27 protein-coding genes, 1 other RNA gene and 1 pseudogene are annotated in these 25794 nt (G+C 61.1%); 12 read left to right on the top strand and 17 right to left on the bottom strand.

Annotated elements, in window-relative coordinates:
- From DCO47_RS15440 to DCO47_RS15425, 4 genes are all read right to left on the bottom strand, one after another.
- Window positions 1–1072, bottom strand: a 1072-nt coding sequence (locus DCO47_RS15440; protein ID WP_256590175.1) for a 2-octaprenyl-3-methyl-6-methoxy-1,4-benzoquinol hydroxylase, incomplete at its 3' end; no start/stop codon positions are given.
- A 109-nt stretch (window positions 1073–1181) separates the two neighbouring features.
- Window positions 1182–2369, bottom strand: a complete 1188-nt coding sequence (gene ubiH, locus DCO47_RS15435) for a 2-octaprenyl-6-methoxyphenyl hydroxylase (RefSeq protein ID WP_116658399.1) — start codon at window positions 2367–2369, stop codon at window positions 1182–1184.
- The gene (pepP, locus tag DCO47_RS15430) at window positions 2366–3700 is read right to left on the bottom strand and encodes a Xaa-Pro aminopeptidase (protein WP_064364684.1); all 1335 of its coding nucleotides are present in this window, start codon (window positions 3698–3700) and stop codon (window positions 2366–2368) included. Before pepP ends, ubiH begins: the two co-directional genes overlap by 4 nt.
- 27 nt (window positions 3701–3727) lie before the next feature.
- The gene (locus DCO47_RS15425; protein ID WP_116658398.1) at window positions 3728–4288 is read right to left on the bottom strand and encodes a YecA family protein; all 561 of its coding nucleotides are present in this window, start codon (window positions 4286–4288) and stop codon (window positions 3728–3730) included.
- A 124-nt stretch (window positions 4289–4412) separates the two neighbouring features.
- Here DCO47_RS15425 and DCO47_RS15420 point away from each other — a divergent pair, with 124 nt between their 5' ends.
- From DCO47_RS15420 to DCO47_RS15405, 4 genes are all read left to right on the top strand, one after another.
- The gene (locus DCO47_RS15420; protein ID WP_007911197.1) at window positions 4413–4622 is read left to right on the top strand and encodes a TIGR02449 family protein; all 210 of its coding nucleotides are present in this window, start codon (window positions 4413–4415) and stop codon (window positions 4620–4622) included.
- On the top strand, window positions 4619–4936 hold the full coding sequence (locus tag DCO47_RS15415; protein ID WP_042607079.1) for a cell division protein ZapA: 318 nt from the start codon (window positions 4619–4621) through the stop codon (window positions 4934–4936). The genes DCO47_RS15420 and DCO47_RS15415 overlap by 4 nt, the downstream gene beginning before the upstream one ends.
- A gap of 30 nt (window positions 4937–4966) precedes the next feature.
- A non-coding RNA gene (gene ssrS, locus DCO47_RS15410) (6S RNA) lies at window positions 4967–5145 on the top strand.
- Between the two features lie 80 nt (window positions 5146–5225).
- Window positions 5226–5831, top strand: coding sequence for a 5-formyltetrahydrofolate cyclo-ligase (locus tag DCO47_RS15405; protein ID WP_116658397.1), 606 nt, complete (start codon window positions 5226–5228; stop codon window positions 5829–5831).
- A gap of 35 nt (window positions 5832–5866) precedes the next feature.
- On the opposite strand, the gene DCO47_RS27055 is transcribed toward DCO47_RS15405, so the two are convergent.
- The gene (locus DCO47_RS27055) at window positions 5867–6022 is read right to left on the bottom strand and encodes a hypothetical protein (RefSeq protein ID WP_007911192.1); all 156 of its coding nucleotides are present in this window, start codon (window positions 6020–6022) and stop codon (window positions 5867–5869) included.
- Window positions 6023–6219: 197 nt separating this feature from the next.
- Here DCO47_RS27055 and DCO47_RS15400 point away from each other — a divergent pair, with 197 nt between their 5' ends.
- The gene (locus DCO47_RS15400; protein ID WP_042607080.1) at window positions 6220–6669 is read left to right on the top strand and encodes an EVE domain-containing protein; all 450 of its coding nucleotides are present in this window, start codon (window positions 6220–6222) and stop codon (window positions 6667–6669) included.
- An 88-nt stretch (window positions 6670–6757) separates the two neighbouring features.
- On the opposite strand, the gene DCO47_RS15395 is transcribed toward DCO47_RS15400, so the two are convergent.
- Window positions 6758–7216 carry a transposase gene (locus DCO47_RS15395; RefSeq protein WP_116658396.1) on the bottom strand — a complete coding sequence of 153 codons (459 nt, stop codon included), beginning with the start codon at window positions 7214–7216 and terminating at the stop codon, window positions 6758–6760.
- 194 nt (window positions 7217–7410) lie between these two features.
- Here DCO47_RS15395 and ligD point away from each other — a divergent pair, with 194 nt between their 5' ends.
- Window positions 7411–10050 carry a DNA ligase D gene (gene ligD, locus DCO47_RS15390; protein WP_116658395.1) on the top strand — a complete coding sequence of 880 codons (2640 nt, stop codon included), beginning with the start codon at window positions 7411–7413 and terminating at the stop codon, window positions 10048–10050.
- Here ligD and DCO47_RS15385 read toward each other — a convergent pair whose 3' ends face one another.
- The 3 genes from DCO47_RS15385 to sodC form a co-directional block, all read right to left on the bottom strand.
- Window positions 10051–10452 carry a hypothetical protein gene (locus DCO47_RS15385; RefSeq protein ID WP_173867309.1) on the bottom strand — a complete coding sequence of 134 codons (402 nt, stop codon included), beginning with the start codon at window positions 10450–10452 and terminating at the stop codon, window positions 10051–10053.
- 80 nt (window positions 10453–10532) lie between these two features.
- Window positions 10533–10847, bottom strand: coding sequence for a DUF2388 domain-containing protein (locus DCO47_RS15380; RefSeq protein WP_016775151.1), 315 nt, complete (start codon window positions 10845–10847; stop codon window positions 10533–10535).
- A gap of 126 nt (window positions 10848–10973) precedes the next feature.
- On the bottom strand, window positions 10974–11495 hold the full coding sequence (gene sodC, locus DCO47_RS15375) for a superoxide dismutase family protein (RefSeq protein WP_065616103.1): 522 nt from the start codon (window positions 11493–11495) through the stop codon (window positions 10974–10976).
- 180 nt (window positions 11496–11675) lie between these two features.
- On the opposite strand from sodC, the pseudogene DCO47_RS27565 reads away from it, so the two are divergent.
- Window positions 11676–12494 (top strand): annotated as a pseudogene (locus DCO47_RS27565) (HAMP domain-containing protein); the annotation flags it as partial.
- Window positions 12489–13352, top strand: coding sequence for a methyl-accepting chemotaxis protein (locus DCO47_RS27560; protein WP_371919877.1), 864 nt, complete (start codon window positions 12489–12491; stop codon window positions 13350–13352). The pseudogene DCO47_RS27565 and the gene DCO47_RS27560, both read left to right, overlap by 6 nt.
- 173 nt (window positions 13353–13525) lie before the next feature.
- On the opposite strand, the gene DCO47_RS15365 is transcribed toward DCO47_RS27560, so the two are convergent.
- Window positions 13526–13957: a nuclear transport factor 2 family protein gene (locus DCO47_RS15365; protein WP_064363530.1), complete on the bottom strand. Its 432-nt coding sequence runs from the start codon at window positions 13955–13957 to the stop codon at window positions 13526–13528.
- Between the two features lie 528 nt (window positions 13958–14485).
- Here DCO47_RS15365 and mqo point away from each other — a divergent pair.
- Entirely contained in the window at window positions 14486–16132 is a 1647-nt protein-coding gene (mqo, locus tag DCO47_RS15360; protein ID WP_064363529.1) for a malate dehydrogenase (quinone), read from the top strand.
- Window positions 16133–16336: 204 nt separating this feature from the next.
- Here mqo and DCO47_RS15355 read toward each other — a convergent pair whose 3' ends face one another.
- Both DCO47_RS15355 and DCO47_RS27115 read right to left on the bottom strand, forming a co-directional pair.
- The gene (locus DCO47_RS15355; protein ID WP_116658393.1) at window positions 16337–16765 is read right to left on the bottom strand and encodes a nuclear transport factor 2 family protein; all 429 of its coding nucleotides are present in this window, start codon (window positions 16763–16765) and stop codon (window positions 16337–16339) included.
- Between the two features lie 38 nt (window positions 16766–16803).
- Window positions 16804–16962 carry a hypothetical protein gene (locus DCO47_RS27115; protein WP_177434352.1) on the bottom strand — a complete coding sequence of 53 codons (159 nt, stop codon included), beginning with the start codon at window positions 16960–16962 and terminating at the stop codon, window positions 16804–16806.
- Window positions 16963–17205: 243 nt separating this feature from the next.
- Here DCO47_RS27115 and DCO47_RS15345 point away from each other — a divergent pair, with 243 nt between their 5' ends.
- Window positions 17206–18015 carry an OBAP family protein gene (locus tag DCO47_RS15345; protein ID WP_064363527.1) on the top strand — a complete coding sequence of 270 codons (810 nt, stop codon included), beginning with the start codon at window positions 17206–17208 and terminating at the stop codon, window positions 18013–18015.
- Window positions 18016–18148: 133 nt separating this feature from the next.
- Here the strand turns inward: DCO47_RS15345 and DCO47_RS15340 are convergent, their stop codons facing one another.
- Entirely contained in the window at window positions 18149–18919 is a 771-nt protein-coding gene (locus DCO47_RS15340) for an alpha/beta hydrolase (protein ID WP_116658392.1), read from the bottom strand.
- A gap of 111 nt (window positions 18920–19030) precedes the next feature.
- On the opposite strand from DCO47_RS15340, the gene DCO47_RS15335 reads away from it, so the two are divergent.
- Complete coding sequence (locus tag DCO47_RS15335) at window positions 19031–19990, top strand: aldo/keto reductase (protein WP_177434354.1); 960 nt, start codon at window positions 19031–19033, stop codon at window positions 19988–19990.
- A 6-nt stretch (window positions 19991–19996) separates the two neighbouring features.
- Here the strand turns inward: DCO47_RS15335 and DCO47_RS15330 are convergent, their stop codons facing one another.
- Window positions 19997–20890, bottom strand: coding sequence for a LysR family transcriptional regulator (locus DCO47_RS15330; protein ID WP_083352521.1), 894 nt, complete (start codon window positions 20888–20890; stop codon window positions 19997–19999).
- A 97-nt stretch (window positions 20891–20987) separates the two neighbouring features.
- Between DCO47_RS15330 and DCO47_RS15325 the strand changes: the two genes are divergently transcribed.
- Window positions 20988–21464 (top strand): cupin domain-containing protein, encoded by a 477-nt coding sequence (locus tag DCO47_RS15325; protein ID WP_116658391.1) that lies wholly within the window; start codon window positions 20988–20990, stop codon window positions 21462–21464.
- A gap of 312 nt (window positions 21465–21776) precedes the next feature.
- Here DCO47_RS15325 and paoC read toward each other — a convergent pair whose 3' ends face one another.
- Genes paoC through paoA form a run of 3 tightly spaced genes read right to left on the bottom strand, consistent with a single transcriptional unit; the run spans window position 21777 to window position 25548 of the window.
- Complete coding sequence (paoC, locus tag DCO47_RS15320; RefSeq protein WP_116658390.1) at window positions 21777–23975, bottom strand: aldehyde oxidoreductase molybdenum-binding subunit PaoC; 2199 nt, start codon at window positions 23973–23975, stop codon at window positions 21777–21779.
- Window positions 23972–24928 carry a xanthine dehydrogenase family protein subunit M gene (locus DCO47_RS15315; RefSeq protein WP_065616112.1) on the bottom strand — a complete coding sequence of 319 codons (957 nt, stop codon included), beginning with the start codon at window positions 24926–24928 and terminating at the stop codon, window positions 23972–23974. Before DCO47_RS15315 ends, paoC begins: the two co-directional genes overlap by 4 nt.
- Entirely contained in the window at window positions 24925–25548 is a 624-nt protein-coding gene (gene paoA, locus DCO47_RS15310) for an aldehyde dehydrogenase iron-sulfur subunit PaoA (RefSeq protein ID WP_016775137.1), read from the bottom strand. Before paoA ends, DCO47_RS15315 begins: the two co-directional genes overlap by 4 nt.
- Window positions 25549–25794: the final 246 nt, after the last annotated feature.

Raw genomic sequence — 25794 nt, 5'->3', positions numbered from 1 at the left:
CGTGGTCGCAGCCTTTCTTGGTGCCGGTCAGGTGCAGGTGTTCGCGCAGGGCGTCGAGCAGGGTGGTACGGGTGTCGACTTCCAGGGTTTGCGGTTTTCGCTCATGCGCTTGCTGCAACACTTGCGCCAGTACCGCTGCATCGAGGAAACCGAGATTCACGCCCTGCCCCGCCAATGGGTGAATGGTATGTGCCGCGTCACCGATCAAGGCCAGGCCTTCCGCGACGTAGCGCTTGGCATGGCGCTGACGCAGCGGCACGCACAGACGCGGATCGGCGCTGATCACTTTACCGAGGCGTCCCTCAAAGGCTCGCTCCAGTTCGGCGCAAAACCCAGCGTCGTCCAGAGCCATCAAGCGCTCGGCTTCACTTGGCGTGGTCGACCAGACAATCGAGCACCAGTCCTGCTGGCCATCGCGTTCCAGCGGCAGAAACGCCAACGGCCCGTGATCGGTAAAGCGCTGCCACGCGGTTTTGCGGTGCGGCTGGCTGCAGCGCACGCTGGTGACGATGGCGTGATGCAGGTAATCCCACTCGCGAGTGGCCACGGCGGTGAGACGGCGCACTGCAGAATTGGCGCCATCCGCCGCGATCACCAGCGGCGCGCGCAGGGTGCGGCCGTCAGCCAGGGTCAGCAGCCAGTCATCGCCGGAGCGACGCATCTGCTCCAGCCGCGCATTGGCGAGCAGGCCCAGATCGCAGTTGTGCAAACGTTCGAGCAGGGCGTCCTGAACCACGCGGTTTTCAACGATGTGGCCGAGCACATCGGCATGCACGCTGCTCGCCGAGAAATGAATCTGCCCGGTGCCGCTGCCGTCCCAGACGTGCATGTCGGTGTACGGACTGCTGCGCCGTTGGGCGATGCCATCCCACACGCCGAGGCGTTCGAGGATGCGCTGGCTCGCCGCCGACAACGCACTGACCCGCGGTTCAAACGCCGCTTCGGCATCGAACGGCTTCACGCTCAACGGACTGCCATCGAGCAGCAGCACTTCCAGGCCGCTGTCCTGTAGCGCCAGCGCCAAGGCGCTGCCGACCATTCCGGCTCCGACAATCAGCAGATCTGCGCGCATTTCCATGCTTTAGGCCTGTCTCGCTTGCGGCTTGCGCCGCACGTAATGGGTTTTACCGAGCGCGCCAGTGGGCGGCGCGATCCTGAAAATGAAAGTGCCGGGCAGCCACTCAAGCATCCGGACGGGTTCCCAAGCCCATCGCCTGACGGGCGAACCAGCGTTTCGCCGGCGGCAGCAGATCGAGCCCGAGCAGGCCGAGGTTGCGCCCCAGCGACACCAGCGGCTGGGTGCTGCCGAACAACCGCGTGACCTGATCGGAGAAGCCCACGGTCAGGTCCTGATCGAGGCGCTGCCGCTCGCGGTAGGCCTGCAACGTGGCGAAGTCGCCCAGCGGCTTGTCACTGGCCAGCAGCGCAGTCGCCAGGGCGTCGGCGTCACGCAGCGACAGGTTGAAGCCCTGGCCGGCGATCGGATGCAGGCTGTGCGCGGCGTTACCGAGCACAGCCAGGTGCGAACGCACCTGTTCTTCAGCCTCGATCAGTGACAGCGGATACAGATGCCGCGCGCCGACCTGTTTCAAGGTGCCGAGGCGGTAACCGAACACGCCTTGCAGCTCGCTGAGAAATTCGCGCTCGCTCAACTCGGTCAGGCGCTGCGCATCCATGCCCAGTCGGGTCCAGACCAACGCGCAGCGGTTGTCCGGCAGCGGCAGCAGGGCCATTGGCCCTTCGTCGGTAAAGCGCTCGAAGGCCATGCCGTTGTGCGCGTCACTCGGGGTGATGTTGGCGATCAGCGCGCTCTGGTTGTACGGGCGCTTGCGCACGTTGATGCCCAGCTGTTCGCGCAACCCGGAGCGGCCGCCATCGGCGAGCACCGCGAGGTCGCATTCCAGGGTGGTTTCATCGTTGAGGGTCAGGCGATAGCCATCGGCCAACGGCTCCATGCGCGTGACTTCCGCCGGGCAGCGCCAAGTGATCACGTCTTTGTCGAGGTGCTGCCACAGGCACTGGCCGAGCCAGGCGTTTTCCACCACGTAACCGAGCGCGGGTACGCCCTCTTCCATCGCCGACAAACGCGCGGTGGAGAAACGGCCCCGGTCGGAGACGTGAATCTGTTTGATCGGCTCGGCGCGGCGGGAGATTTCCTGCCAGACGCCGAGGCGCTGGTAAATCTGCCGCGAGCCGAACGACAGCGCCGAAGAGCGTGCGTCGTAGCTCGGCTGCCAGCTGTCGCCAGGAGCGAACGGTTCGATCAGGACGATTTTCCAGCCTTGCGCCTTGGCTCCGGCCTGCAAGGCCAACGCCAGACTGGCGCCGACCAGACCGCCACCGATAATTGCCAGATTGACTCGACTCATGCTGCGTGTGTCCTTGCCTGTGCCATCAGCGCTTCGATCTCGGCGACGGTTTTTGGCACACCGCTGGTGAGAATTTCACAACCGGATCGCGTTACGACCACGTCATCCTCGATGCGCACGCCAATGCCGCGCCATTTCTTCGGCACGCTCTGATTGTCCGGGGCGATGTAGATGCCCGGTTCCACGGTCAGCGCCATACCGACTTCCAGCACGCGCCATTCGCCGCCGACCTTGTATTCGCCGACATCATGCACATCCATGCCCAGCCAGTGGCCGGCGCGGTGCATATAAAAAGCCTTGTAGGCTTCGCTGGCGATCAACTCGTCAACTTCGCCCTGCAACAAGCCAAGTTTCACCAGACCCGTGGTAATGATTCGCACCGTGGCTTCATGGGCCTGGTTCCAGTGCTTGTTCGGGGCGATCTCGGCGAATGCTGCTTCCTGGGAAGCCAGCACCAATTCGTAGATCGCTTTCTGCTCGGGCGAAAACTTGCCGTTGACCGGCCAGGTGCGGGTGATGTCGCTGGCGTAGCAGTCGATCTCGCAACCGGCGTCGATCAACACCAGATCACCGTCCTTGAGCAGCGCGTCATTCTGCTGGTAATGCAGGATGCAGCTGTTGCGTCCGGCGGCGACGATCGAGCCGTAGGCCGGCATCTTCGCCCCGCCCTTGCGAAATTCGTAATCCAGTTCCGCTTCCAGGCTGTATTCATACAGCCCCGGACGACTGGCCTGCATCGCGCGGATATGCGCCTGCGCCGAGATCCGCGCAGCCTCGCGCATCACCTTCACTTCTGCTGCCGATTTATACAGGCGCATGTCGTGCAGCAGATGATCCAGGGCAACGAATTCATTCGGCGGCTGCGCACCAAGGTGCGCCTTGGAGCGGATCACGTTGATCCACTCCATCAGGTGCCGATCGAATTCCGGGTTGCTGCCCATCGCCGAATAGACCCGGTCGCGGCCTTCGATCAGGCCCGGGAGGATGTCGTCGATGTCGGTAATCGGAAACGCATCATCGGCGCCGTATTCGCTGATCGCGCCTTCTTGCCCGGCGCGCAAGCCATCCCACAATTCGCGCTCGGCGTTGCGTTCACGGCAGAAAAGGATGTACTCGCCATGCTCGCGCCCGGGCATCAGCACGATGACGGCTTGCGGCTCGGGAAAACCGCTGAGGTACTGGAAGTCGCTGTCCTGACGGTAGACGTGCTCGACGTCGCGGTTGCGGATTGCGACCGCGGCGGCGGGCAGGATCGCGATGCTGTTGGGTTCCATCTGCGCCATCAGGGCCTTGCGGCGACGGCTGTATTCCGCTTTGGGGATATGGGTCATGGGCAGATGGCTTTCCCTGGCACGCGATTAATGCAGCGACGGCTTGGCGGCTGGCGGCACGTCGGCTTTCTTGGTTTCCGAGAACAGCAGCAGCGGCGCGACGCGCAGGTACTCCATGACTTCCATGTAGTCGGTTTCGCCGTCTTCGGATTCTTCCAGCGCATCCTGGACCTGGGAAATCGCCGCCAGATCCTGCAGCACTTCGTTGGCTTCCGTGCTGAGCATGCTGCTGTCGCGGCAGTTCAAGCCGAAACCGCTGAGGAAGCCCTGGCACCATTCGCCCAGAGCAGCGGCGCGGGCGCCCAGCGGCGCATCGTCGGTCGGCAGCAGCAGAACGACGGTGACATCGTCGCCGGTCAGCTCGCCCTTGACCATCTCCTGCAGGCCGATCAGGGCGTTGCGGACGATGTCCTGGATATCGCCTTCGAGCAGTTCGGCGGCGTCGATCAGCCAGCCTTCATGATCGAAGCCGGCCCCGGCGCAACTGCGCCCGAGCAGCACGCCGTGCAGTTCGGCAGGCGAGACGTTGTGGCCGCTGGCAGTCAGCAGGGTGGCAAAGGCTTGGTACGGGGAATTCGCAATGGTCATGGGCAGCTAGGCGCCAGACGGCGCTATGTCTAGAATGAAGGCCTTGTATCCTACATCGACAGCCCCGCCAAGACCATTAAAGGCTGTCCGCCAGTCACCCCCATCAGACGAACACGTGGACCCAATGGAAGACACCGACCTGCAAGCGCTGATGGCCAGACTCGAACTGCTGATTGGCCGAGTCGAGCAACTTAAGAGTCAAAACGCACTCTTACTAGCTCAGGAAAAAACCTGGCGCGAGGAACGCGCTCACCTCATTGAAAAAAACGAAATCGCCCGGCGTAAGGTCGAATCGATGATTTCGCGCCTCAAGGCCCTGGAGCAAGACTCATGAGTTCAAGCAATAGCGTTACCGTGCAGATCCTCGACAAAGAGTATTCGATCATCTGCCCGCCGGAAGAACGCAGCAATCTGGTCAGTGCCGCCCGCTACCTGGACGGCAAGATGCGCGAGATCCGCAGCAGCGGCAAAGTCATCGGTGCCGACCGCATTGCCGTGATGGCCGCGCTGAACATCACCCACGACCTGTTGCACAAAGAAGAGCGCCCGGATATCCAGGCCAGCGGTTCGACCCGCGAACAGGTGCGCGACTTGCTCGATCGTGTCGATCTGGTCCTCGCCGACGATCAGAGTACCGCCAAGGGCTGATTCGATTGGCAGCTTGAGGTATACTCGCCCCACTCCCTGGGGTGCTTGCCAGTTGACGATGTCCCGGAGCCGATTCGCACTACCCTGGAAGTTGCACGTTGGGCTGGTGTGCATGTCCGCTAGACGGAAAGCCTTAAAGTCTACTGCTTCTTCCACCTTGAACTTTCGGGTTCAAGGGCTGAGTTGACAGCGGTTCATCCGGGGAGCCTGATTCGAATCCGATGTCGGTACATGCCGACATCGGATTTTTTATGCGTACGTTTTTGCATCCACCTGCCGAAGCCGAACCATGACCGAACCCGCCCTGCTGCCCCGCCCGCAACTCCGCCGCCTGCTGCGCAAGGCGCGCCGCGCACTGACGTCGGGCGAACAACGTCAGGCTGCCAAGGGTCTGTTCCGGCAATTGGCCCAAGACCCGCATTTTCGCCGGGCGAAACATATCTCTCTGTATTTGCCCACCGACGGTGAAATCGATCCGCGCCTGCTCCTGCGTGAAGCCCAGCGTCGCGGCAAGGCAACTTATCTGCCGGTACTCAGCGCCTGGCCACGAACGAAGATGGTTTTCCAGCGTATTCGTCCCGGCGAAAAGCTCAATCCCAATCGTTTCCGCATCCTTGAGCCTCGGGCCAATCTGGCTCGACAACGCAAGGTCTGGGCGCTGGATCTGGTGCTGTTGCCGCTGGTCGGGTTTGACGATGTCGGCGGGCGCCTGGGCATGGGCGGCGGATTTTATGATCGCAGCCTCGCCTATCTGGCCCGGCGCAAGAACTGGCGCAAGCCGACGCTGCTGGGCCTGGCCCATGAATGTCAGAAGGTCGAGCGTTTGGCGCAGGCGAGCTGGGATGTCCCGTTACAAGGCACGGTCACCGACAAGGCATGGTATTTCGCAGAGTAGACGCCGCACAGAACAGCGGCGTCGAAGAGACAGGTTCAGCGTTTGAAAGCGGTCGACTGTTGCACCTGTTGCGCCACTTCAATCGGCGCGTCGGCCTTGTTGGCCCACAGGCTCTGCGCGTAACCGGTGGTTACCACGCCCAGGCCAAACAAAATTACCAAAGTCCATAGCAAATCCGGTTTGCGTTTCATCGATTGCCCCCCTCAAGGCACATCATCACGATGACAGCAGCGGTTTCCGTTCGTAGGCCGTGCAGCAGCGTCAAGCTTTAAAGGCCGGCATTTTGCGGCAACGTGAACCTGTGCGCAAACGCTGACGTCAACCGACTGTCGGTTTGTCATAAAATTGCCCGACAACCTGCCCAATGACCGCTTCAGGAGCAAATGACATGGCCTACTGGCTGATGAAATCGGAGCCCGACGAACTCTCGATCAAGGGTCTGGAAAAGCTCGGCAAGGCGCGCTGGGACGGCGTTCGCAATTATCAGGCGCGCAATTTCCTGCGGGCGATGGCGGTGGGTGACGAGTTCTTTTTCTATCATTCCAGCTGTCCGGAGCCGGGGATTGCCGGAATCGGCAAGATAATCGAAGCGGCGTACCCCGATCCGACGGCACTTGAGCCCGACAGTCACTACTTCGATCCGAAAGCTACGCCGGAGAAAAATGCCTGGAGCGCGATCGATGTCGAGCATGTCGAGACGTTTGCGCGGGTGTTGAAGCTGGATTATCTGAAGCAGCAGACGGCGCTGGCCGAGATGCCGTTGGTGCAAAAAGGCTCGCGGTTGTCGGTGATGCCGGTGACGGCGGAGCAATGGGCGGCGGTGATTGCCCTGCGCTAAAGCGCAAAAGATCGCAGCCTTCGGCAGCTCCTACAGGGGGCTTGCGTTCCAAATGTAGGAGCTGCCGAAGGCTGCGATCTTTTGATCTTCAAAGCCAGATTGCGTCCCACAGCGGGTAGTCCCCGAGGCGCGCCACCAGACCGGCTCGCACAGGATTCTTGACGACATAGAGCGCAGCGGCTTTGAGATCTTCATCCCGCCTCAAGGCGCGGTCGTAATAACCTCGCTGCCATAATTGTCCCTGGAGCCCATGTCTCCGATTGTATGCCTGGCAACTTCGCGATTTGACGCGACACATCAAATCTGCAAGCGAACCCTTATCAAGCGCAACGAGCCAATGCAGATGGTCTGGCATGACGACCCAAGCCAGAGAGGTAGCTAACCCGGCTTCACTGCACCGTCTCAACTCGTTGACCAGCAATCTACCGTCGTGCCAGTTGGTGAAAACACGCTCGCGTTGATTGACCACTGCTGTAAGCAGATAAATTCTTCCGGTTTCAGAGTACCGACCCTTTCGCAGACGACAGGCTTTTGCAGCAGCAGGCATTCCATTGCCTCCCTTTCAAGATCCTGAAAAAACCTTAGCGTCTGCACCGTGTTTAGCCAGCCCAGGCAATTACTGGATGTGTCGTTACAAGCCCCGGCCGCTCCATCCGTCCGGGGCTTTTTTACGTCGATTGAATTTTTCCGCCGCCGTGTCGCTCTTCTGCATAACAGAACCCGTCTGCCATCGGTGTGCTCATGAACAGGAACCTCGACGATTACAACCGCATGCGTGATTTTTCCGCGACTTCGGAACCGGCTGCGGTCAAGCGCCCGGGGCGCAAGTCTGCCAAGGATCATGCTTTGCAGTTCTGCATCCAGAAGCACGACGCTTCACACCTGCATTACGACTTTCGCCTGGAGCTCGATGGCGCGCTGAAGAGCTGGGCGGTGCCGAAGGGGCCGTCGCTGGATCCCAAGGTCAAGCGCCTGGCGATTCATGTCGAGGATCATCCGCTCGATTACGCGACGTTCGAGGGCAGCATTCCCGAGGGGCATTACGGCGCCGGCGATGTGATCGTCTGGGATCGCGGCGTGTGGATTCCGCTGGAGGATCCGCACAAGGCCTATGCCAAGGGTCGGCTCAAGTTCGAGTTGCAGGGCGAGAAGCTCGGCGGCGTGTGGAATCTGGTGCGCACGCACATGCCGGGCAAGAAAGAACAATGGTTTCTGATCAAGCATCAGGACAATGCCGCGCGCCCGCAGGATGACTTCGACGTGCTGGTCGCCGAACCCGACAGCGTGCTCAGTGAGCGCACGATTGTCGGCAAACCCACGCTCGCCGCCGAACAGGCCAAACCGCTGAAGAAGGCCCCGGCCAAGCCACGCAAACAGGCGTCTGGGCAGCTCAATGGCGCGCGCAAGGCCAAGCTGCCGGCGTTGATCAAACCGGAACTGGCCACATTGGTCGATAGCGCGCCAGAAGGGCAGTGGAGCTACGAGATCAAGTTCGACGGCTACCGGATCATGGCGCGGATCGATCACGATGAGGTCCAGCTGTTTACCCGCAATGGCCACGACTGGACGCATAAACTGCCGCAGCAGGCCAAGGCGCTGGCGGCACTGGGCCTCGAATCGGCGTGGCTTGACGGCGAAATGGTCGTGGCCAACGAGCAGGGTGTGCCGGATTTTCAGGCGCTGCAAAATGCCTTCGATGCCGGACGCAGCGGCAACATCGTTTATTACCTGTTCGACGTGCCGTACCTCAACGGCGTCGACCTGCGTGATGTTCCGGTCGAAGAGCGGCGTGCGGCGCTGAGCACGATCCTTGGCGCACAGAAAGATTCTTCACCGCTGCGCTTCTCCGAAGCCTTCGAAGAAACTCCCGACGCACTGCTCAACAGCGCCTGCCAGATGCAGATGGAAGGCCTGATCGGCAAGCGCCTCGGTTCGCCCTACGTGTCGCGGCGCAGTGGCGACTGGATCAAGCTCAAATGCAAGCATCGGCAAGAGTTCGTCATCGTTGGCTATACCGATCCGAAAGGTGCGCGCAGTGCCTTCGGTGCTTTGCTGCTCGGTCTGCACGACGGTGACAGCGGCGAGTTGCGCTATGCCGGCAAGGTTGGCACCGGGTTCAACGAAACCACGTTGAAAAGCATCCTCGCCCAGCTCAAGCCGCTACAGACCAAAAGCGCTGCGGTGGTCAATCCGCCCAGTGGTTTCGAGGCCAAGGGCGTGCACTGGCTGAAACCGAAATTGCTGGCGGAGGTGGCGTTCGCCGAGATGACCAAGGACGGCTCGGTGCGGCACGCCGTGTTCCATGGTTTGCGCGATGACAAACCGGCCAAGGACATTACAGAGGAGCGAGCGAAGCCTGTGAAAGCTGCCAAGTCTGAAAAATCCGAGAAGACCGAAAACACCAAAACCACCGAAAAAACCAAAACCGCCGCCAAACAACCAGCGAAGAAAACCGCCGCCAGCAAAGCCGAAACCGCACCCTCGCAGGCGGGGCTGGCCGGCGGCAAGGTGCGCATCACGCACCCGGATCGGGTGATCGATGCAGTCAGCGGCACCACCAAGATGCAACTGGCGCAGTATTACGCCAGCGTTGCTGAACACATCCTCCCGCAACTCAAGGATCGCCCCGTGGCATTGGTGCGCGCACCGGATGGCATTGCCGGCGAACTGTTCTTTCAGAAGAACGCCGAACGCCTTGCCATCCCCGGGATTTCGACACTGGACAAGGACGTCACCGGCCAGCCAGTGATGATGATCAATAATCCCGAAGCGCTGGTCGGGGCGGTGCAGATGAGCACGGTGGAGCTGCACACCTGGAACGCCACGACGGTGGATCTGGACAAGCCCGATCGCTTCGTCCTCGACCTCGACCCGGATCCGGCGTTGCCATGGAAAAGCATGGTAGAAGCCACCGCGCTGACCCTCACCGTGCTCGATGAACTGGGACTCAAAGCCTTCCTGAAAACCAGTGGCGGCAAAGGCATTCACCTGGTGGTGCCCTTGACGCGCAAGCACGGCTGGGACGAAGTGAAGGACTTCAGTCACGCCATCGTCAGCCACATGGCCAAGTTGCTGCCGGATCGTATTTCGGCGGTGTCCGGACCGAAAAACCGTGTCGGGCGGATCTTTATCGATTACCTGCGCAACGGCCTCGGCGCCACCACCATCTGCGCCTATGCCGCACGGGCGCGGGAAGGCATGCCGGTTTCCGTGCCGCTGTACCGAGAGGAGGTCGCGGAAATCAAGGGCGGTAATCACTGGAACATTTACAACGTGCACGAGCGTCTGACCGAAGTCGGCGATGAGCCTTGGGCGGACATGAAGAAAACCCGTCAGACCATTACCGCCGAGATGCGCAAGCGCGTCGGCATGAAAAAGTGATCAGGTGTCGCGCAGCAAGTCGTGGGCGTTGAGCAGTTCGAAGGCGATTTGCGGGTGGTTTTCCAGACCCTTGCGAATCGCCGCCGGGATCGCCGCACGGGTCTTGCGGCACAGCCCCGGCAGATCGTCAATCTGAATGGCAATGCCGCGCATGGTGCGTACCTCGTTGAAACCCGGTGCGACGTCGACGCGGATGCCCAACTGCTCATACATGCGCTGTTGCAGACGTTTGAGGTCGTCGAGGTCTTTGAGTTGTTCGAGACGCGCCAGGAGGATTTTTTCCTCTGCGCGAGTCAGGCGCAGGATGCGCAGATCCGCTCCGGGCGTTTCAAGCAAGGGATCGCGCCCGCAGATGCAGGCGCCGGGTGGGCAGGGTGAGCGCAAGGGCACGGTGGTCGTCATGGCCTCCATCATAGAGGCCGTCGGACGTTTTTGCCTATGCGCACTCAGCGGCCGTCCATCGGCCGCTGTATCCCTCGTGACTACTGCTGCACGCCTTCGTATTGCACCAGAATGGCGTTGGCCAGGTCTTCGTCGCTGGCGTTCAAGCCAGGGTTGGCCTGACGCACCTGTTGCAGTACCGACTCAAGATAAACCCCACGAATGGCTCCACCGCTGGCGACAAAGGCAGACACGTCGTCACGGGCCGGAATCACCATTTTGTCATCCTTGAAGGTCGAGTACAGCGACGCGGAGACACCTGCCGAAGTGGCGACGTCACCCGCATCAACACGGGCCAGCGCCGAACCGACCGGCAGGCAAAGCATTAGAGAAGAAATCAGGACTAACTTGCGCATGACGTGTTCCTCCACAAGCGCGAAGCAAAAAGAGAAGGGACTACATAGCTTCAGAGATAATCGGCGCGCCGGAGTTCCGTGAGCGGAAAAAAGCCTTGGGTCAGGGCATTATCCCGCTCAGTCGGATCAGATTACCCCGCAGGCCATGCGATCGCCGCCACCGCCCAGTGGCTTGGGCATGTCGGAATGGTTATCGCCGCCGGCGTGAATCATCAGGGCGTGGCCCTTGATCTCGGAGATTTTCTTCAGGCGCGGCGCTAGCACCGGGTAGTTGGCGACACCGTCGGCGGTGACATACACCGCCGGAAGGTCACCCAGATGCCCATCGGCGTACGGGCCAAGATGCTTGCCGGTTTTCGCCGGATCGAAGTGTCCGCCAGCGGCCAGTGCCGCGCCTTTGATCCCATCCTTGGTGCCCGCGTCGCAGCTGCCGTTTTCATGAACATGGAAACCGTGAATGCCGGCCGGCAACGCTTTCAGCTCGGGCGTGAACAGCAGACCGTAGGGCGTTTCGCTGACCGTGACCGAACCGATCGCCTGCGGCGCACCGTCGGCGCTGACCAGATTGATCGCGACTTTCTCCGTTGCCGCCTGTGCGGTGCCGATTGCCAGGGTGCCGAGCAGACCAAACCACAGTGCGCGTTTCATAAGCGTTTCCTTCAGCTGCATGAATGTTCGAAGCGCTGGATTGATAGCCTGCCGGGGTTAACCGGCGATGAAGGCGTTATCCAGCGGTGGTGCAAGGTGTGACTGGCCGCTCGATCCAAAAGTTTTGCCGGATTCAAGTCGCCGCTGACATCAGCCGATACGCTCTGTGTCGGCAGTTCCATGCCAATAGGCTTAACTGAAATCCGACAAGCGCAATCCAGCGTGCCCACGGGAGATTCCAAGGTGTCGATCAAACTGCGTTTGGTGTTGCTGATTGCGACCAGCCTGCTGACAGCGCTGATCGTGAGTCTGGTCAGTTACGTCGGCAACCTGCGGATGGCCACGGCGGTCGGCGATAACACGGTGAGCATGAGCGCACTGCGCAATCACATGGAAGCCGACATGATGCACGACGCCCTGCGCGCCGACGTGTATTCGGCGATGTTGGTCGGCCTGGGCAAAGGCACCGGCGCCGCGACGGAAGTGCGTGATTCGCTGGCCGAGCACGCCGGGCATTTTCGTGAAGTGCTGGATGACAACCTGAAACTGCCGATCAGCCCGCCGCTGCGCACGGCGCTGGAGCAGATCAAGCCGAGCCTCGACACCTACATCAAATCCGCCGAGCAGATTGTCGCCGTGGCGCTGGACAACCCCGACGCCGCGCAGCAGCAACTCGGCCGATTCAGCACCGCGTTCAGCCAGCTCGAAGAGCAGATGGCGACGCTCAGCGAGTTGATTGAAAGCAACACCGGGCAAACCAGCGAAGGCACTGAAGCGGCCATTCGCAATGCCAATCTCGCCCTCGGCGTCGTCCTGATCGCCAGTCTGTTGTTGCTGCTGATTCAGGGCCGCTGGGTGATGCGCAGCATCCTTGGGCCGCTGAAATCCGCCAGTCGCATCGCCGAAAGCATCGCCCATGGCAATCTCAGCGAGCCGATTGTCGAGCCTGGCGGCAAGGACGAAGCCAGTGCGTTGATCCGCACCCTGGCAATCATGCAGCGTGACCTGCGCAACATGATCGACGTGGTCCGGCGCAACGCCCACGGTGTCAGTGGCATGAGCGAGCAACTCAGCCACGGCTGCCATCAGGTCGCCGACAGCAGCCAGCAACAAAGCGTTGCCGCCGGGACCATGGCCGCCGCTGCCAGCCAGATGACCGCCAGTATCGAAGAAATCACCCGCCACGCCGAACGTGCCCTGAGCATGGCCAATCAGGCTGAGACTCTGGCCAAGCAGGGCGGCGGGGTGATTCACCAAGTGGTCAGCGACATGGACGACATCGCCCGCTCGGCGCAGCAGTCGGCGCAAGTGATCCGCACGCTGGATCAGGAATCCGAGGCAATCTTCAACATCATTCAGGTGATCAAGAGCATCGCCGACCAGACCAATCTGCTGGCGCTCAACGCGGCGATCGAGGCAGCACGGGCGGGTGAGCAGGGCCGTGGTTTTGCCGTGGTCGCCGATGAAGTGCGCAGTCTGGCCGCGCGCACCAGCGCCTCGACCCAGGAGATCGCCGCGATGGTCGCGCGCATTCAGAACAGCACGCGCGAGGCGGTCAGCAGCATGGAGGCGGGCGTGGCGCAGGTCGACAAGGGCATGGCGGTGACGGCGGAAGTCGAGCGGGCGATTCGCGAAATCCTCGATGCGACGCTCAGCACCACGCAACTGGTCAATGACATCACTCGCACGATTGGCGAACAGAGTATGGCCAGCAACGAAATCGCCCATCAGGTGGAGATGATTGCCGGGATGAGCGAGGGCAATAGCCGGGTGATCGGGCAGACGGCGACGACTACGGATGAGTTGTCGGACCTGGCGGGGCAGTTGTCACGGTCGGTGGATCGGTTTCGGTTGTAATTTTCAGGTGAGGGTTTTTGGTTGTCTGGACTGGCGCTATCGCGAGCAGGCTCACTCCTACAGGGGATTGGCGGTGTGAATGCGATCTGCGTTACGCCGCCGCCCCTTGTAGGAGTGAGCCTGCTCGCGATGAGGCCAGTTCAGGCTACATCTATCTCAGAGACTTACTTCAATCAAAATTTGAACGCCTGTCGCCCCACCAACAACCATTTCCCGCCCTGTTTCTGCCAGATCTGGAAGTTCTCGATCTCGGTGGGAATGACCTCGGTCCCCTTCAACGCCTGCGCGGAAAAGTGGTGGCGCACCAGCGCGGTATCGCCGGACAGGGTGATGGTCTGCTTTTGCATTTCGAGGGTCTTGAATGCGCTGCGACCGGTTTCGATGTCGGCGATGAATTCCTGCTTGTCCTGAATCTTGCCGCTGGAATGGCCGTAGGTCAGGTTCGGCGCGGTGAGGGCGTTCAGTTCGGCGATGTCTTTGTGCAGCATCGCCTGGGTCAGATGATCGACCGCTTGCGCCACTTGTTTTTCCGCTGGGGCAGGGGCGGCCATGGCGCAGGCGCTGAAGGCGCAGAACAAACCGATGAGGAGGCGGGACTTGGTCATGGTGTTTCCTTGTTGTTATTGGATGGAAATGACTGAAGTTGAATTCATCAGTCATCGTACAACGTAGCAGGTTATTTTCTTCAGGAGCAACGGGGCGTGTGCACTGATTCGCTGAGTTGCGATGCGCATCGCGCAAAAAACTGACGGTACCCACCGCAGTGGCGTCATGTTCCGCGCGCTGTGGCCGATAAGCTTCAGAGCGGAAAAAGACTTTCAAGTCGGGAACAGACGCGCGGGTTCGCCCTGACGTGATATTCTCCGCGCCAATTTGCTTTGACCTAATTCGGTTGGCTTGCCTTTCGGGCGGGCCGACGGGATCCCTGTCGCTCAAGCAGCTGAAGCCAATAACGATAAGAAGTCAGTTCAGAAGGGACATTAACTGAGGTCGATGCCACATATCGGCCTTGTGTGCCCACCCGTCAATATTGCAGTGTGCCGGATCGCGCGACGCCAGCCTGAGCGTCAATACAGCGCAACGCAGACTGATAACAACGACGGGCGGAAGGCGTTTTATCATAGGTGCAACAGATGTTTAAGAAAGTGAACACAGCCTTGCTGGGGCTGGCTTTGGCGATGGGGATGTCGTCTGCCAATGCTGCCGAAGCGAAGAAAGTTGACGTCCTGCTGATCGGCGGCGGCATCATGAGCACCACCCTGGGTGTGTGGATCAATGAGCTGGAACCGAGCTGGTCGATGGAAATGGTCGAGCGCCTCGACGGCGTTGCCCTGGAAAGCTCCAACGGCTGGAACAACGCCGGTACCGGTCACTCGGCCCTCGCCGAGCTGAACTACACCCCGGAAGACGACAAGGGCAACGTCACGATCCCGAAAGCCGTCGAGATCAACGAAGCGTTCCAGGTCTCCCGTCAGTTCTGGGCGTGGCAGGTTCAACAGGGCGTGCTGAAAAACCCTCGCTCGTTCATCAACACCACACCGCACATGAGCTTCGTGTGGGGCGATGACAACATCAAGTTCCTGAAAAAGCGCTACGAAGCCCTGCAGGCGAGCCCGCTGTTTGCCGGCATGCAGTACTCCGAAGATCCGGCGGTGATCAAGAAGTGGGTGCCGCTGATGATGGAAGGGCGTGACCCGAACCAGAAAATCGCGGCCACCTGGAGCCCGCTGGGTACGGACATGAACTTCGGCGAAATCACCCGCCAGTTCGCCGCTCACCTGCAGACCAAGCCCAACTTCGATCTGAAACTGTCGAGCGAAGTCGAAGACATCACCAAGAACGCCGATGGCACTTGGCGTGTCAGCTACAAAAACCTGAAAGACGGCAGCAAAACCGAAACCGACGCCAAGTTCGTGTTCATCGGCGCTGGCGGCGGTGCCTTGCACCTGCTGCAGAAGTCGGGCATTCCTGAAGCCAAGGAATACGCAGGCTTCCCGGTTGGCGGCTCGTTCCTGGTAACCGACAACCCAAGCATTGCCGAGCAGCATCTGGCCAAGGCCTACGGCAAGGCTTCGGTTGGCGCGCCACCGATGTCGGTTCCGCACCTGGACACCCGTGTTCTGGACGGCAAGCGCGTCATTCTGTTTGGCCCGTTCGCGACCTTCAGCACCAAGTTCCTCAAGGAAGGTTCGTACTTTGACCTGCTGACCAGCACCACCACCCACAACATCTGGCCAATGACCAAGGTCGGCATCAAGGAATACCCGCTGGTCGAGTACCTTGCCGGTCAACTGATGCTGTCGGATGAAGACCGTCTGAACGCGCTGAAGGAATACTTCCCGAACGCCAAGGCCGAAGACTGGCGCCTGTGGCAAGCCGGCCAGCGCGTGCAAATCATCAAGCGTGATGAAGCCGCTGGCGGCGTGCTGAAACTGGGCACCGAGATCGTGGCTTCGCAAGACGGCTCGATCGCCGGCCTGCTGGGCGCATCGCCAGGCGCGTCGACTGCTGCACCGATCATGCTGAGCGTGCTGCAGAAAGTCTTCAAAGACAAAGTCGCAACCCCTGAGTGGCAGACCAAGCTGCACCAGATCGTGCCGAGCTATGGCACCCAGCTCAACAGCGATCCGGCCAAAGTGGCTGCCGAGTGGGCTTACACCGCGAAAATCCTCGAACTGCCGACCCCTCCGGTGATCGGTCAGGTAGCTGCTCCAGCGGCACCTGCGGCTGATAAAGCCGTAGCACCGAAGGAAAACGCTGCACGTGACATGGCTCTGTAACCAGAACCCTGACACACAAAACCCACTGAACCGGCGACGGTCAGTGGGTTTTTTTGTGGCTTGGTTCCGGTAGGAGCTGACGAGTGCAACGAGGCTGCGATCTTTTGACTTTGACTTTGACTTTGACGTTTGAAGATCAAGATCAAGATCAAGATCAAAAGATCGCAGCCTCGTTGCACTCGTCAGCTCCTACATTCGGTAGGGTCAGGCTTTCGCGTTCGCCAGGTAGGCACCGAGGCGCCGGCCCATTTCTTCGCCCAGTGCCTGCAATCCGCTCAACGGCCGAACCATCACTTCGAACTCGACGATCTTGCCGCTGGCGTCGAAGCGAATCATGTCGATGCCTTTCAGTTCCTTGGTGCCGACCTTGGCACTGAATTCCAGGATCACATTCAAGCCATCCGCCGTCGCCAGTTCGCGGTGATAGGCGAAATCCTCAAAAACTTCGAACACTGTGTTGAGGATCATCGCCACCACCGGCGCGCCGGGGTAGGGCGTGTGGGCCATCGGCGAGCGAAACACGGCTTGGGCATCGAGCAATTCGGGCAGGGCGTTGAGATTGCCGTTGCGGATCATCTCGTGCCAGCGCTTGAGGGATTCGGCGACATTGGGCTGCAAGGCGAGGTCGGGCATGGTCACTCCAGTTTTTATTGTGGTTGGCGGCAATGACTTTAGATCAACCCGGCGCAAAGTGGATCGTCAAGTTTCTGGCTGAATACCGGTCCATGCCCGAAGCGGATCAGATGCGCATCTGATCCGTATTTTTCTGTTTCATCTGCCTCTGTATTCAGTACAGCCACAGCCTCAGAATGCCCGGGCAGTGCGGACATTCACCCTCCGACCTCATCCCGAAGCGTCCGGTGCACCGCACACTCAGCATCAAGGAGCGCAACATGTACAAGATGGCAATTTTCCTCGGCGGCTTTCTGACCTTGACCATCCTGATCGGCGTACTGGCAACGATCTCTCCAGTGTGATCCGCACGCAGCTTTTTCGAACTCTGCCGTTCTCCTACTTTCAGTTGCATAACAGGGCCAGCACGCGCCCGTTACTGAATGTCCGAGGAGCGAAACATGCGTAATAAAACCTTGCAGGGACGTTGGGTTCCCGTCGGTTTGATGGTCGCCGCGCTGACCGGTTGTGCGATGAGCAACACCGAGTCACCGGTGCAGACACCAGGCCAGGCCAAAGCCTCCGACACTGAAATGCTCGAAGTCGGCGCGCAATGGTTGCAGGACAAACCGCCGATTCGCGCGTTGAACATGTACCTCGATGGCTTCCATTTCTACAACGGCCATCCCGGCGCACAGATGGAAGCGCATCACTACTGCTCGGCGCTCAACGAGGAAGTGTTCCAGTGTGTGATCTACGACGGCAACACCGCTGAAGCGAAGCTGATGGGCGTGGAATACATCATCAGCCAGCGCCTGTTCACGCAATTGCCGGCAAAAGAAAAGGCCTTGTGGCATAGCCACGCTCACGAAGTCACTTCCGGCCAGTTGGTCGCGCCGGGCATCCCGCAAGTGGCGGAGACGCGTTTGATGGAAAAACTTGCCAACACCTATGGCAAGACCTGGCACACCTGGCACACCGATCAGGACAAGCAACTGCCCTTGGGCGTGCCGCAGTTGATGATGGGCTTTACTGCCGACGGTCAGGCCGACGCGCAAATGGTCCGCCAGCGCGACCAGCGTCTGGGCATTGATAGCGCCGAGAAGAAAAAGGCCCGCGCCGAGATCAAACCGGCACCGGTCGCGCCAGGAGCTGATGCGTGGCAGAAGGGTAATGCCGTGCAACTCAACGACCCGACCGGCCATCAACACGTCATGCCGCGCCCGGCCACCTCTGGCGACGAAAATGCCCGGAGCGGCCGTCAGCCTTAGCATTGGACGGTAGCTGTAAATGGTGATGTCGGTACCGACTTCATCGCGAGCAGGCTCACTCCTACATTTGAAATGCGTTACCCCTGTGGGAGCGAGCCTGCTCGCGAAGGCCTCTGCATGATCGCTACACCTGTCAGCGATTCAACACATCACCCATCCACCGCAAGTACTCCCCTCGCTCGGAAATCGAGTTATGCGCCGATTCCGGCACCACCTTGAGCGTCGCCACCCCCGCAGGAAAACTCTCCAACAACCGCTGCGTGCTCTTGCGTCCAATCACCTCGTCATCACTCGCCGCCAACAGCAAGGTCGGCACGCGAACGTGCGCGGCGTACTTGCCCGATTCGAATCGATCCTTGAGCAACCACTTCACCGGCACCCACGGATATTGCCGTTCGGCGATTTCTTCGAGGCTGTTGAACGGCGTGACCAGGATCAGCTTCTGCACCGGCCGCTGGCTGGCCAGGCGTATCGCCACCCCCGAGCCGAGGCTGCGCCCGATCACCGCAATCTGCGGATGGCTGGCGTAGACCTGATCGAACAACGCCAGCGCATCTTCGGCAATCGCCGCTTCCGATGGTGAGCCTGAACTGCCACCAAAACCCCGGTAATGCAGAAAATACAGCGCGTAATCGGGGAACGCCTCAGCGAACTCCGGCAGGTTGCGCGAGACGTCCTCGGCATTCCCGCCGAAATAGATCAGCGCCCGTGTTCCGCTGCGCTCTCGAGTAGTCGTCCAGATTTCGGCGTCCGGCATCGACAGTTTCAACCGCGAATCCGCTGCAACCACGGCCGCAGGCTGGGGAAACCAGATGAGCGAGCGCTGAAATACGAACAGCGCGGCACACAGCACCAGGTACACGGCAACAATGAAAACGACGAGTGACATCAGGGTTCGGAACATTCGGCTACTTTTAACGGGGTAAGAGGTGGGCTGTCGAAGTGTAGTTCAGCGACTGCGCCTGATAGCCTGCGCACACAACATGCAACAGATCCGCGCAGCAGGAGGGCCCGCATGCGCCACACTGAGGGTTATTCCCGTCGCCGCTTGCTTACGCTTGCTGCCGAGGTTGTGGCGGTGTTGACGATTGATCGGGCGTTGGCCAGCGGCACGCCGCCGCCCGTCACTGCGCCGCACACGGCAGGAGACCAGACCATGCAGACCCGCGCCATCCCTTCAAGCTCCGAGGCACTGCCCATGGTCGGATTGGGCACCTATCGCGGTTTCGACGTCGGCCCGGCTGATCCGGTTTACCGGCAATTGCCCGCCGTGCTCGAAGCGCTGTTCAGAAAGGGCGGCACGCTGATCGACAGCTCGCCGATGTACGGCCGCGCCGAGCAGACGACCGGTGAATTGCTGTCGATCCATGAACCGCGCTCGCCGGCCTTTCTCGCGACCAAGGTGTGGACGCGCGGACGCAAGGAGGGCATCGCGCAGATGGAGCAGTCGTTCAGCCTGCTGCAAACCAAGCGCATCGACCTGATGCAGATTCACAACCTGCTCGACTGGCAAACCCACTTGCCGACCCTGCGCGAATGGAAAGAGCAGGGGCGGATTCGCTACATCGGCATCACCCATTACACCTCGTCGGCCTATGACGAGGTCGAAGCGGTGCTGAAGGCCGAGAAGCTGGATTTTCTGCAGATCAACTACGCCCTTGATGACCGCGCTGTCGAGAAACGCATCCTGCCGCTGTGCCGCGAGCGCGGGGTCGCGGTGATCTGTAACCGGCCATTTGGCGGCGGCGATTTGCTCGCCCGGCTCAAGGGCAAGCCGTTGCCGGCGTGGGTCTCGGACGTGCAGGTCAATAGCTGGCCGCAACTGGCGCTGAAGTTTCTGCTGGCGCACCCGGCGGTGACCTGCGTGATTCCGGGGACCAGCAATCCGCGCTACATGGCTGACAACGCCGGAGCCGGTTTTGGGCCGATGCTCACCGATGCGCAGCGGCATCAGCTGATTGCGTTGCTGGGCTGAACCGGGTCAAACGCGATAGCGCAACGCCTCCAGCAACAAGGCAAACGCCGGCGCTGCCTGGCGTCGGCTCGGGTAGTACAGGTGATAACCGGAAAACGCCGGGCACCAGTCACCGAGCACCTGGATCAAGCGGCCGTCGGCCAGAAAAGGCGCGACGACATTTTCCGGGATGTAGCTCAGACCGAAACCGTCCAGCGCGGCGTCGAGCAACGGGTAGACGCCATTCAGGGTGACCTGGCCGGAGACACGAACCTTCAGGCTTTCGCCGTCCTTTTCGAACTCCCACGAATACAGTCCGCCATTGGTTGGCAGACGCAGGTTGTTGCAGGCGTGGTCGGTCAGGTCGCGCGGGGTCTGCGGCGCAGCGCGGCGGGCGAAGTAGGCAGGCGAGCCGACCACGGCCATGCGCATGTCCGGGCCGATGCGCGTGGCGATCATGCCCTGCGCAACGTCTTCGCCCAGGCGCACGCCGGCATCGAAGCCCTGGCCGGCGATGTCGACGAAGCCATAGTCGCAGCAGACTTCGACGGTGACGTCCGGGTACTTCGGCAGGAACTCCTGCAACACCGGACGCAGAATCCAGTTCAGCGAGTGGTCGGTGGCGCTGATGCGGATCTTCCCCGCCGGGGTCTCGCGCAGGTTGCTCAGGGCGGCCAGTTCCACCTCGATCTCTTCGAAGCGCGGGCCGATGGTCTGCAGCAGGTGTTCGCCGGCCTCGGTCGGCGAAACACTGCGCGTGGTGCGGGTCAGCAGGCGCAGGCCGAGACGTGCCTCGAGACTGCGAATGGTGTGGCTGAGCGCCGATTGCGAAACGCCGAGTTTGGCGGCGGCCTTGGTGAAACTGCGTTCACGGGCGACGGCGAGAAAGGCGAGCAGGTCGGTGGCGTTTTCCCGGAGCATTGATGATTGTCCTGCATAAGTTTTTTCGGATTCTAGACGATTATCTAAAGAGTGCCGATCGCTACAGTGGTTGCATTAATCATCCGGAGGAACCGCCATGAACCCGATCGCTGCTTCTGCGCTGACGCTCTCGCTGCTGGCCGGTGAAGTGCAGGCCACTGACAACCCGCGTGTCACGGTCACGCCGAATGGCTCTCAACCCTCGGCCAAAGGGCCCGCTGACTGGTTTACCGGCACGGTGCGGGTGGATGCGCCGTTCAAGGGTACCGACGAGGCCCGCGTCAGCGGCGCGACCGTAACGTTCGAACCGGGCGCGAGAACTGCGTGGCACACCCATCCGTTAGGACAGACATTGATCGTCACCGCAGGAGCAGGGGTCGTCCAGGAATGGGGCCAGCCGGTTCGTGAAATCCGTCCGGGCGATACCGTCTGGATTGCCCCGGGTGCCAAACATTGGCACGGGGCGGCGCCGACAACGGCGATGAGCCATATCGCAATTGCGGAAGTGCTGGATGGCAAGGTGGTGGACTGGATGGAGCAGGTCAGTGCTGAGCAATATCCAAGGACCGAGTGAAACCACGCCCCTCACCCCAGCCCTCTCCCGAGGGAGAGGGAGCCGATTGGGGGATGCTCGAGACGTTCGGCATTCTGAAAGCGTGGTGGTGAATCCACTCGACCCCTAGCACCCCATGCAGGTGCGCTAACAGCATGCGACTCACCCCAGGCGTCTCCCGGGGGAGTGGGAGCCGACCGAGGTGTCTTGCAATGTGCATCGACCTGAACGTGCCGTTACGATTATGGATACACAGAAAGACTTTCACGTCGCTGCACATCCTGAATATCCCCGGATCGGTTCCCTCTCCCTTTGGGAGAGGGGCTTTTCGCTTCAGATCATCTCCGGCAATGAATCCAGAATCTTGTCCAGCGTGATCGGATACTCCCGCACCCTCGCGCCGGTAGCGTTGTAGATCGCATTCGCTACCGCCGCACTCACGCCGCAAATCCCCAATTCACCCACGCCCTTGGCCTTCATCGGCGAAGAAATCGGGTCAGTCTCTTCGAGAAAAATCACTTCCTGATGCGGAATGTCGGCGTGCACCGGCACTTCGTATCCCGCCAGGTCATGGTTGACGAAATAGCCCAGACGCTTGTCCACGGCCAGCTCTTCCATCAATGCCGCGCCGACGCCCATGGTCATTGCGCCGATCACCTGGCTGCGGGCCGAAATAGGGTTGAGAATCCGTCCGGCCGCGCACACCGCGAGCATGCGCCGCACGCGGACTTCACCGGTGGCGGCGTCGACGGCAACTTCAGCGAAGTGCGCGCCGAAGGTCGATTGCTGATACTTCTCGGCCAGATCGCCGAATTCGATGCTGTCCTCGCCGACCAGCGCGCCGCCCTCAGCGGCATTGCGCAGGGGCAGGCTCTTGCTGCCGACGCGCACCTGACCATCGACGAACTCGGCCTGATCCGCCGCGAGTCCCAGCTTCTGCGCCACCGCTTCGCGCAGTTTCATGCAGGCGGCATAAACCCCTGAAGTCGAGCAGTTGCCGCCGAACTGGCCGCCGGAACCGGCCGAGACCGGGAAGTCCGAATCGCCCAGACGTACCACCACATCATTCAGGCCGACGCCCATCATCTCCGCGGCTGTCTGCGCGATGATCGTGTAGCTGCCGGTGCCGATGTCGGTCATGTCGGTTTCGACGATCACCTTGCCGTCACGCTCCAGGCGCACGCGAGCGCCGGACTTGACCAGCAGGTTATTGCGAAACGCCGCCGCCACGCCCATGCCGATCAGCCAACGGCCTTCACGACGTGTGCCGGGCTGCGCCTTGCGCTGATCCCAGCCGAATTTCTCCGCGCCGATCTGCAGGCATTTGACCAGTTGACGCTGGGAAAACGGCCGCTCGGTTTTCACCGGGTCGACTTGAGTGTCGTTAGCGATGCGGAACACCACCGGGTCCATCTTCAGCTGTTCGGCCATTTCGTCCATGGCAATTTCCAGCACCATCAGCCCCGGCGCTTCACCCGGCGCGCGCATGGCGTTGCCTTCAGGCAGGTCGAGCGGCGCGAGGCGCATGCTGACGCGGCGGTTTTCTGCGGCATAGAGCAACTGGCTCGGTTGCGCGGCCAGTTCGACCTTGCCGTCGGCGAGGTTGCCCGACCAGCCTTCATGGGCAATGGCGGTCAGCTTGCCGTCGGCCGTGGCACCCATACGGATACGCTGAATCGTCGCCGGGCGATGGGTGGTGTTATTGGCCATCTGCGGGCGGGCGAGGGCGACTTTCACTGGCCGGCCGGCCATGCGCGCGCCTAGAGCGGCGAGGATCGCGTCGGCACGAATGAACAGCTTGCCGCCGAACCCACCGCCAATGTACGGCGAGACCAGGCGGACTTTTTCCTTCGGCAGGCCGAGGGTCTTCGCAATGTCGCCGACGCTCCAGGCGACCATCTGGTTGGACGTCCACAGCGTCAGTTGGTCGCCTTTCCAGGCGGCCAATGTCGCATGGGGTTCCATCATCGCGTGGGACTGGTCCGGCGTGGTGTAGGTCTGATCGAACTGCACCGGGGCGGCGGCGAAGGCTTTGTCGAAGTCGCCGTGATTGACGTCCGGCAGCTCGTCTTTTGGCTCGACGCCGAGGTCTTTGACGCTGGCCAGGTCGAACTTGCCTTCGGTGGGTTCGTAGTCGACCTTGACCAGTTGCGCGGCAGCGCGAGCCTGTTCAAAGGTCTCGGCGACCACCAGCGCAACGGCTTGCTGGTAATGCTGCACGTCGGGACCGGCGAGCAAATGGGCGGCGTTGTAATCACCTTTGTCGAGCTTGCCGGCGTTCTCGGCGGTGACGATCGCCAGTACGCCGGGTGCGGCTTTGGCCTCGTCGAGATGAATGGCTTTGATCCGCCCTTTGGCGATCGCCGAATCAACCATGAAACCGTAGGCCTGATTGGCCGCCGCTTCATGTTGCTCGTAGGAGTAGGTCGCCTGGCCGCTGGTTTTCAGCGGGCCTTCTATGCGCTCGGTAGGCTTGCCAACGACCTTCAAGCGGTCGATGGGATTGGTGGTGGCGGGCGTGTCGAATTTCATGCGGTTTCCCTCGCTTGCGCCAACACCGAAGCCAGCGTGCGCTCGACCAGTGTCAGTTTGAATTGGTTGTCATCGGTGGGAGTCGCGCCTTCGAGCAGGCGCTCGCTGACCGCTTTGGCGCCCTTGGGCAGCAGCGCTTCAGCGGCTTCGACCCGCCACGGTTTCGGCGCAATGCCGCCAACGGCGACGCGGCCGGTGCCGTCCTTTTGCAGGATCAGACCCACCGAGACCAGGGCAAACGCGTAGGACGAACGATCGCGAACCTTGTGATAAATGTGCGTGCCACCGACCGGCGCCGGCAGGGTCACGGCGGTGATGAACTCACCGGGTGTGAGGCTGGTTTCGATGTTCGGCGTATTGCCGGGCAATAGATGAAAATCGGCCATGGCAATGCTGCGGGTGCTGCCGTCAGGCTTGACCGTTTCGATCTGCGCATCAAGCGCACGCATGGCGATGGCCATGTCGCTCGGGTGGGTGGCGATGCAGGCGTCGCTGACGCCGATGATCCCCAGTTGTCGAGTGACCCCGCCGATCGCCGCGCAACCGCTGCCCGGATTGCGTTTGTTGCAGGCCTGATGGGTGTCGTAAAAGTATGGGCAGCGGGTGCGTTGCAGCAGGTTGCCGGCGGTGGTCGCCATGTTGCGTAACTGCCCGGACGCTCCGGCCAGAAGCGCGCGGGAGAGCAGGGCGTAGTCCTTGCGTACGCGGGCGTCGGCGGCCAGATCGGTATTGCGCACCAAGGCGCCGATACGCAGTCCGCCCTCAGGCGTAGCTTCGATCTGATCCAGACCGAGGTGGTTGACGTCGATCAGATGCACCGGGGTCTCAATGTCGAGTTTCATCAGGTCGAGCAGGTTGGTGCCGCCGGCGATGAACTTGGCGCCTTCGGCTTGTGCAGCCTGGGAGGCGGCTGCGGCAGGCGAGTCGGCGCGGCTGTAGTTGAAGGCTCTCATGCCGGGACCTCCGCAACTTCAGTGATGGCTTCGATGATGTTCGAGTACGCGCCGCAGCGGCAGATATTGCCGCTCATGCGCTCCTGCAATTCGGCGGCGATCAGTTTCGGCGGCTCGGTCAGGCTCGGGCTGACGTGGCTGGGAATACCGTCGCGGATTTCCTTGAGCACCGCGACTGCTGAGCAGATCTGCCCCGGCGTGCAGTAGCCGCACTGATAGCCGTCGTGCTTGATGAACGCGGCCTGCATCGGGTGCAGCTTGTCCGGCATGCCGAGGCCTTCGATGGTGGTGACTTCGCTGCCGTCGTGCATGACCGCCAGGGTCAGGCAGGAGTTGATCCGCCGCCCGTCGGCAATCACCGTGCAGGCGCCGCACTGGCCGTGGTCGCAGCCTTTCTTGGTGCCGGTCAGGTGCAGGTGTTCGCGCAGGGCGTCGAGCAGGGTGGTACGGGTGTCGACTTCCAGGGTTTGCGGTTTTCCGTTGACTTGCAGGGTGACTTTGCTCATGGCCGGTTGCTCCAGACTGGCCGCGTAGGCCTTGAGGCTGATAAAGGGGGGCATAGCGAACGCCGTCGCGGTTACGGCGCCGAGGATCATGAAGTTGCGTCGGGAAATCGGCATGGTTCGATTCCTTTTCTCTCATCGGGCGGCAGGATTGCAAAAGGCCCAAAAGGGCGCGCCGGCATGCATGCCAGTCTCGTAAAAGGAGTGACCGCAGGAGGGAGGAAAAGGTTTTGTCGGATTTGCGCTAAAGAGTTATGTGCTCTGCTCATCAATCTCCAAGGCAGCACAAAAACCCTGTAGGAGTGAGCCTGCTCGCGATAGCGGTGTGTCAGCCAACACACTATCAACTGACAGACCGCTATC

The organism is Pseudomonas sp. NDM (assembly GCF_003105095.1).
Lineage (GTDB): Bacteria > Pseudomonadota > Gammaproteobacteria > Pseudomonadales > Pseudomonadaceae > Aquipseudomonas > Aquipseudomonas moraviensis_A.
The sequence above is the reverse complement of the archived record's forward strand: the minus strand, read 5'-3'. Positions and strand labels throughout refer to the sequence as shown.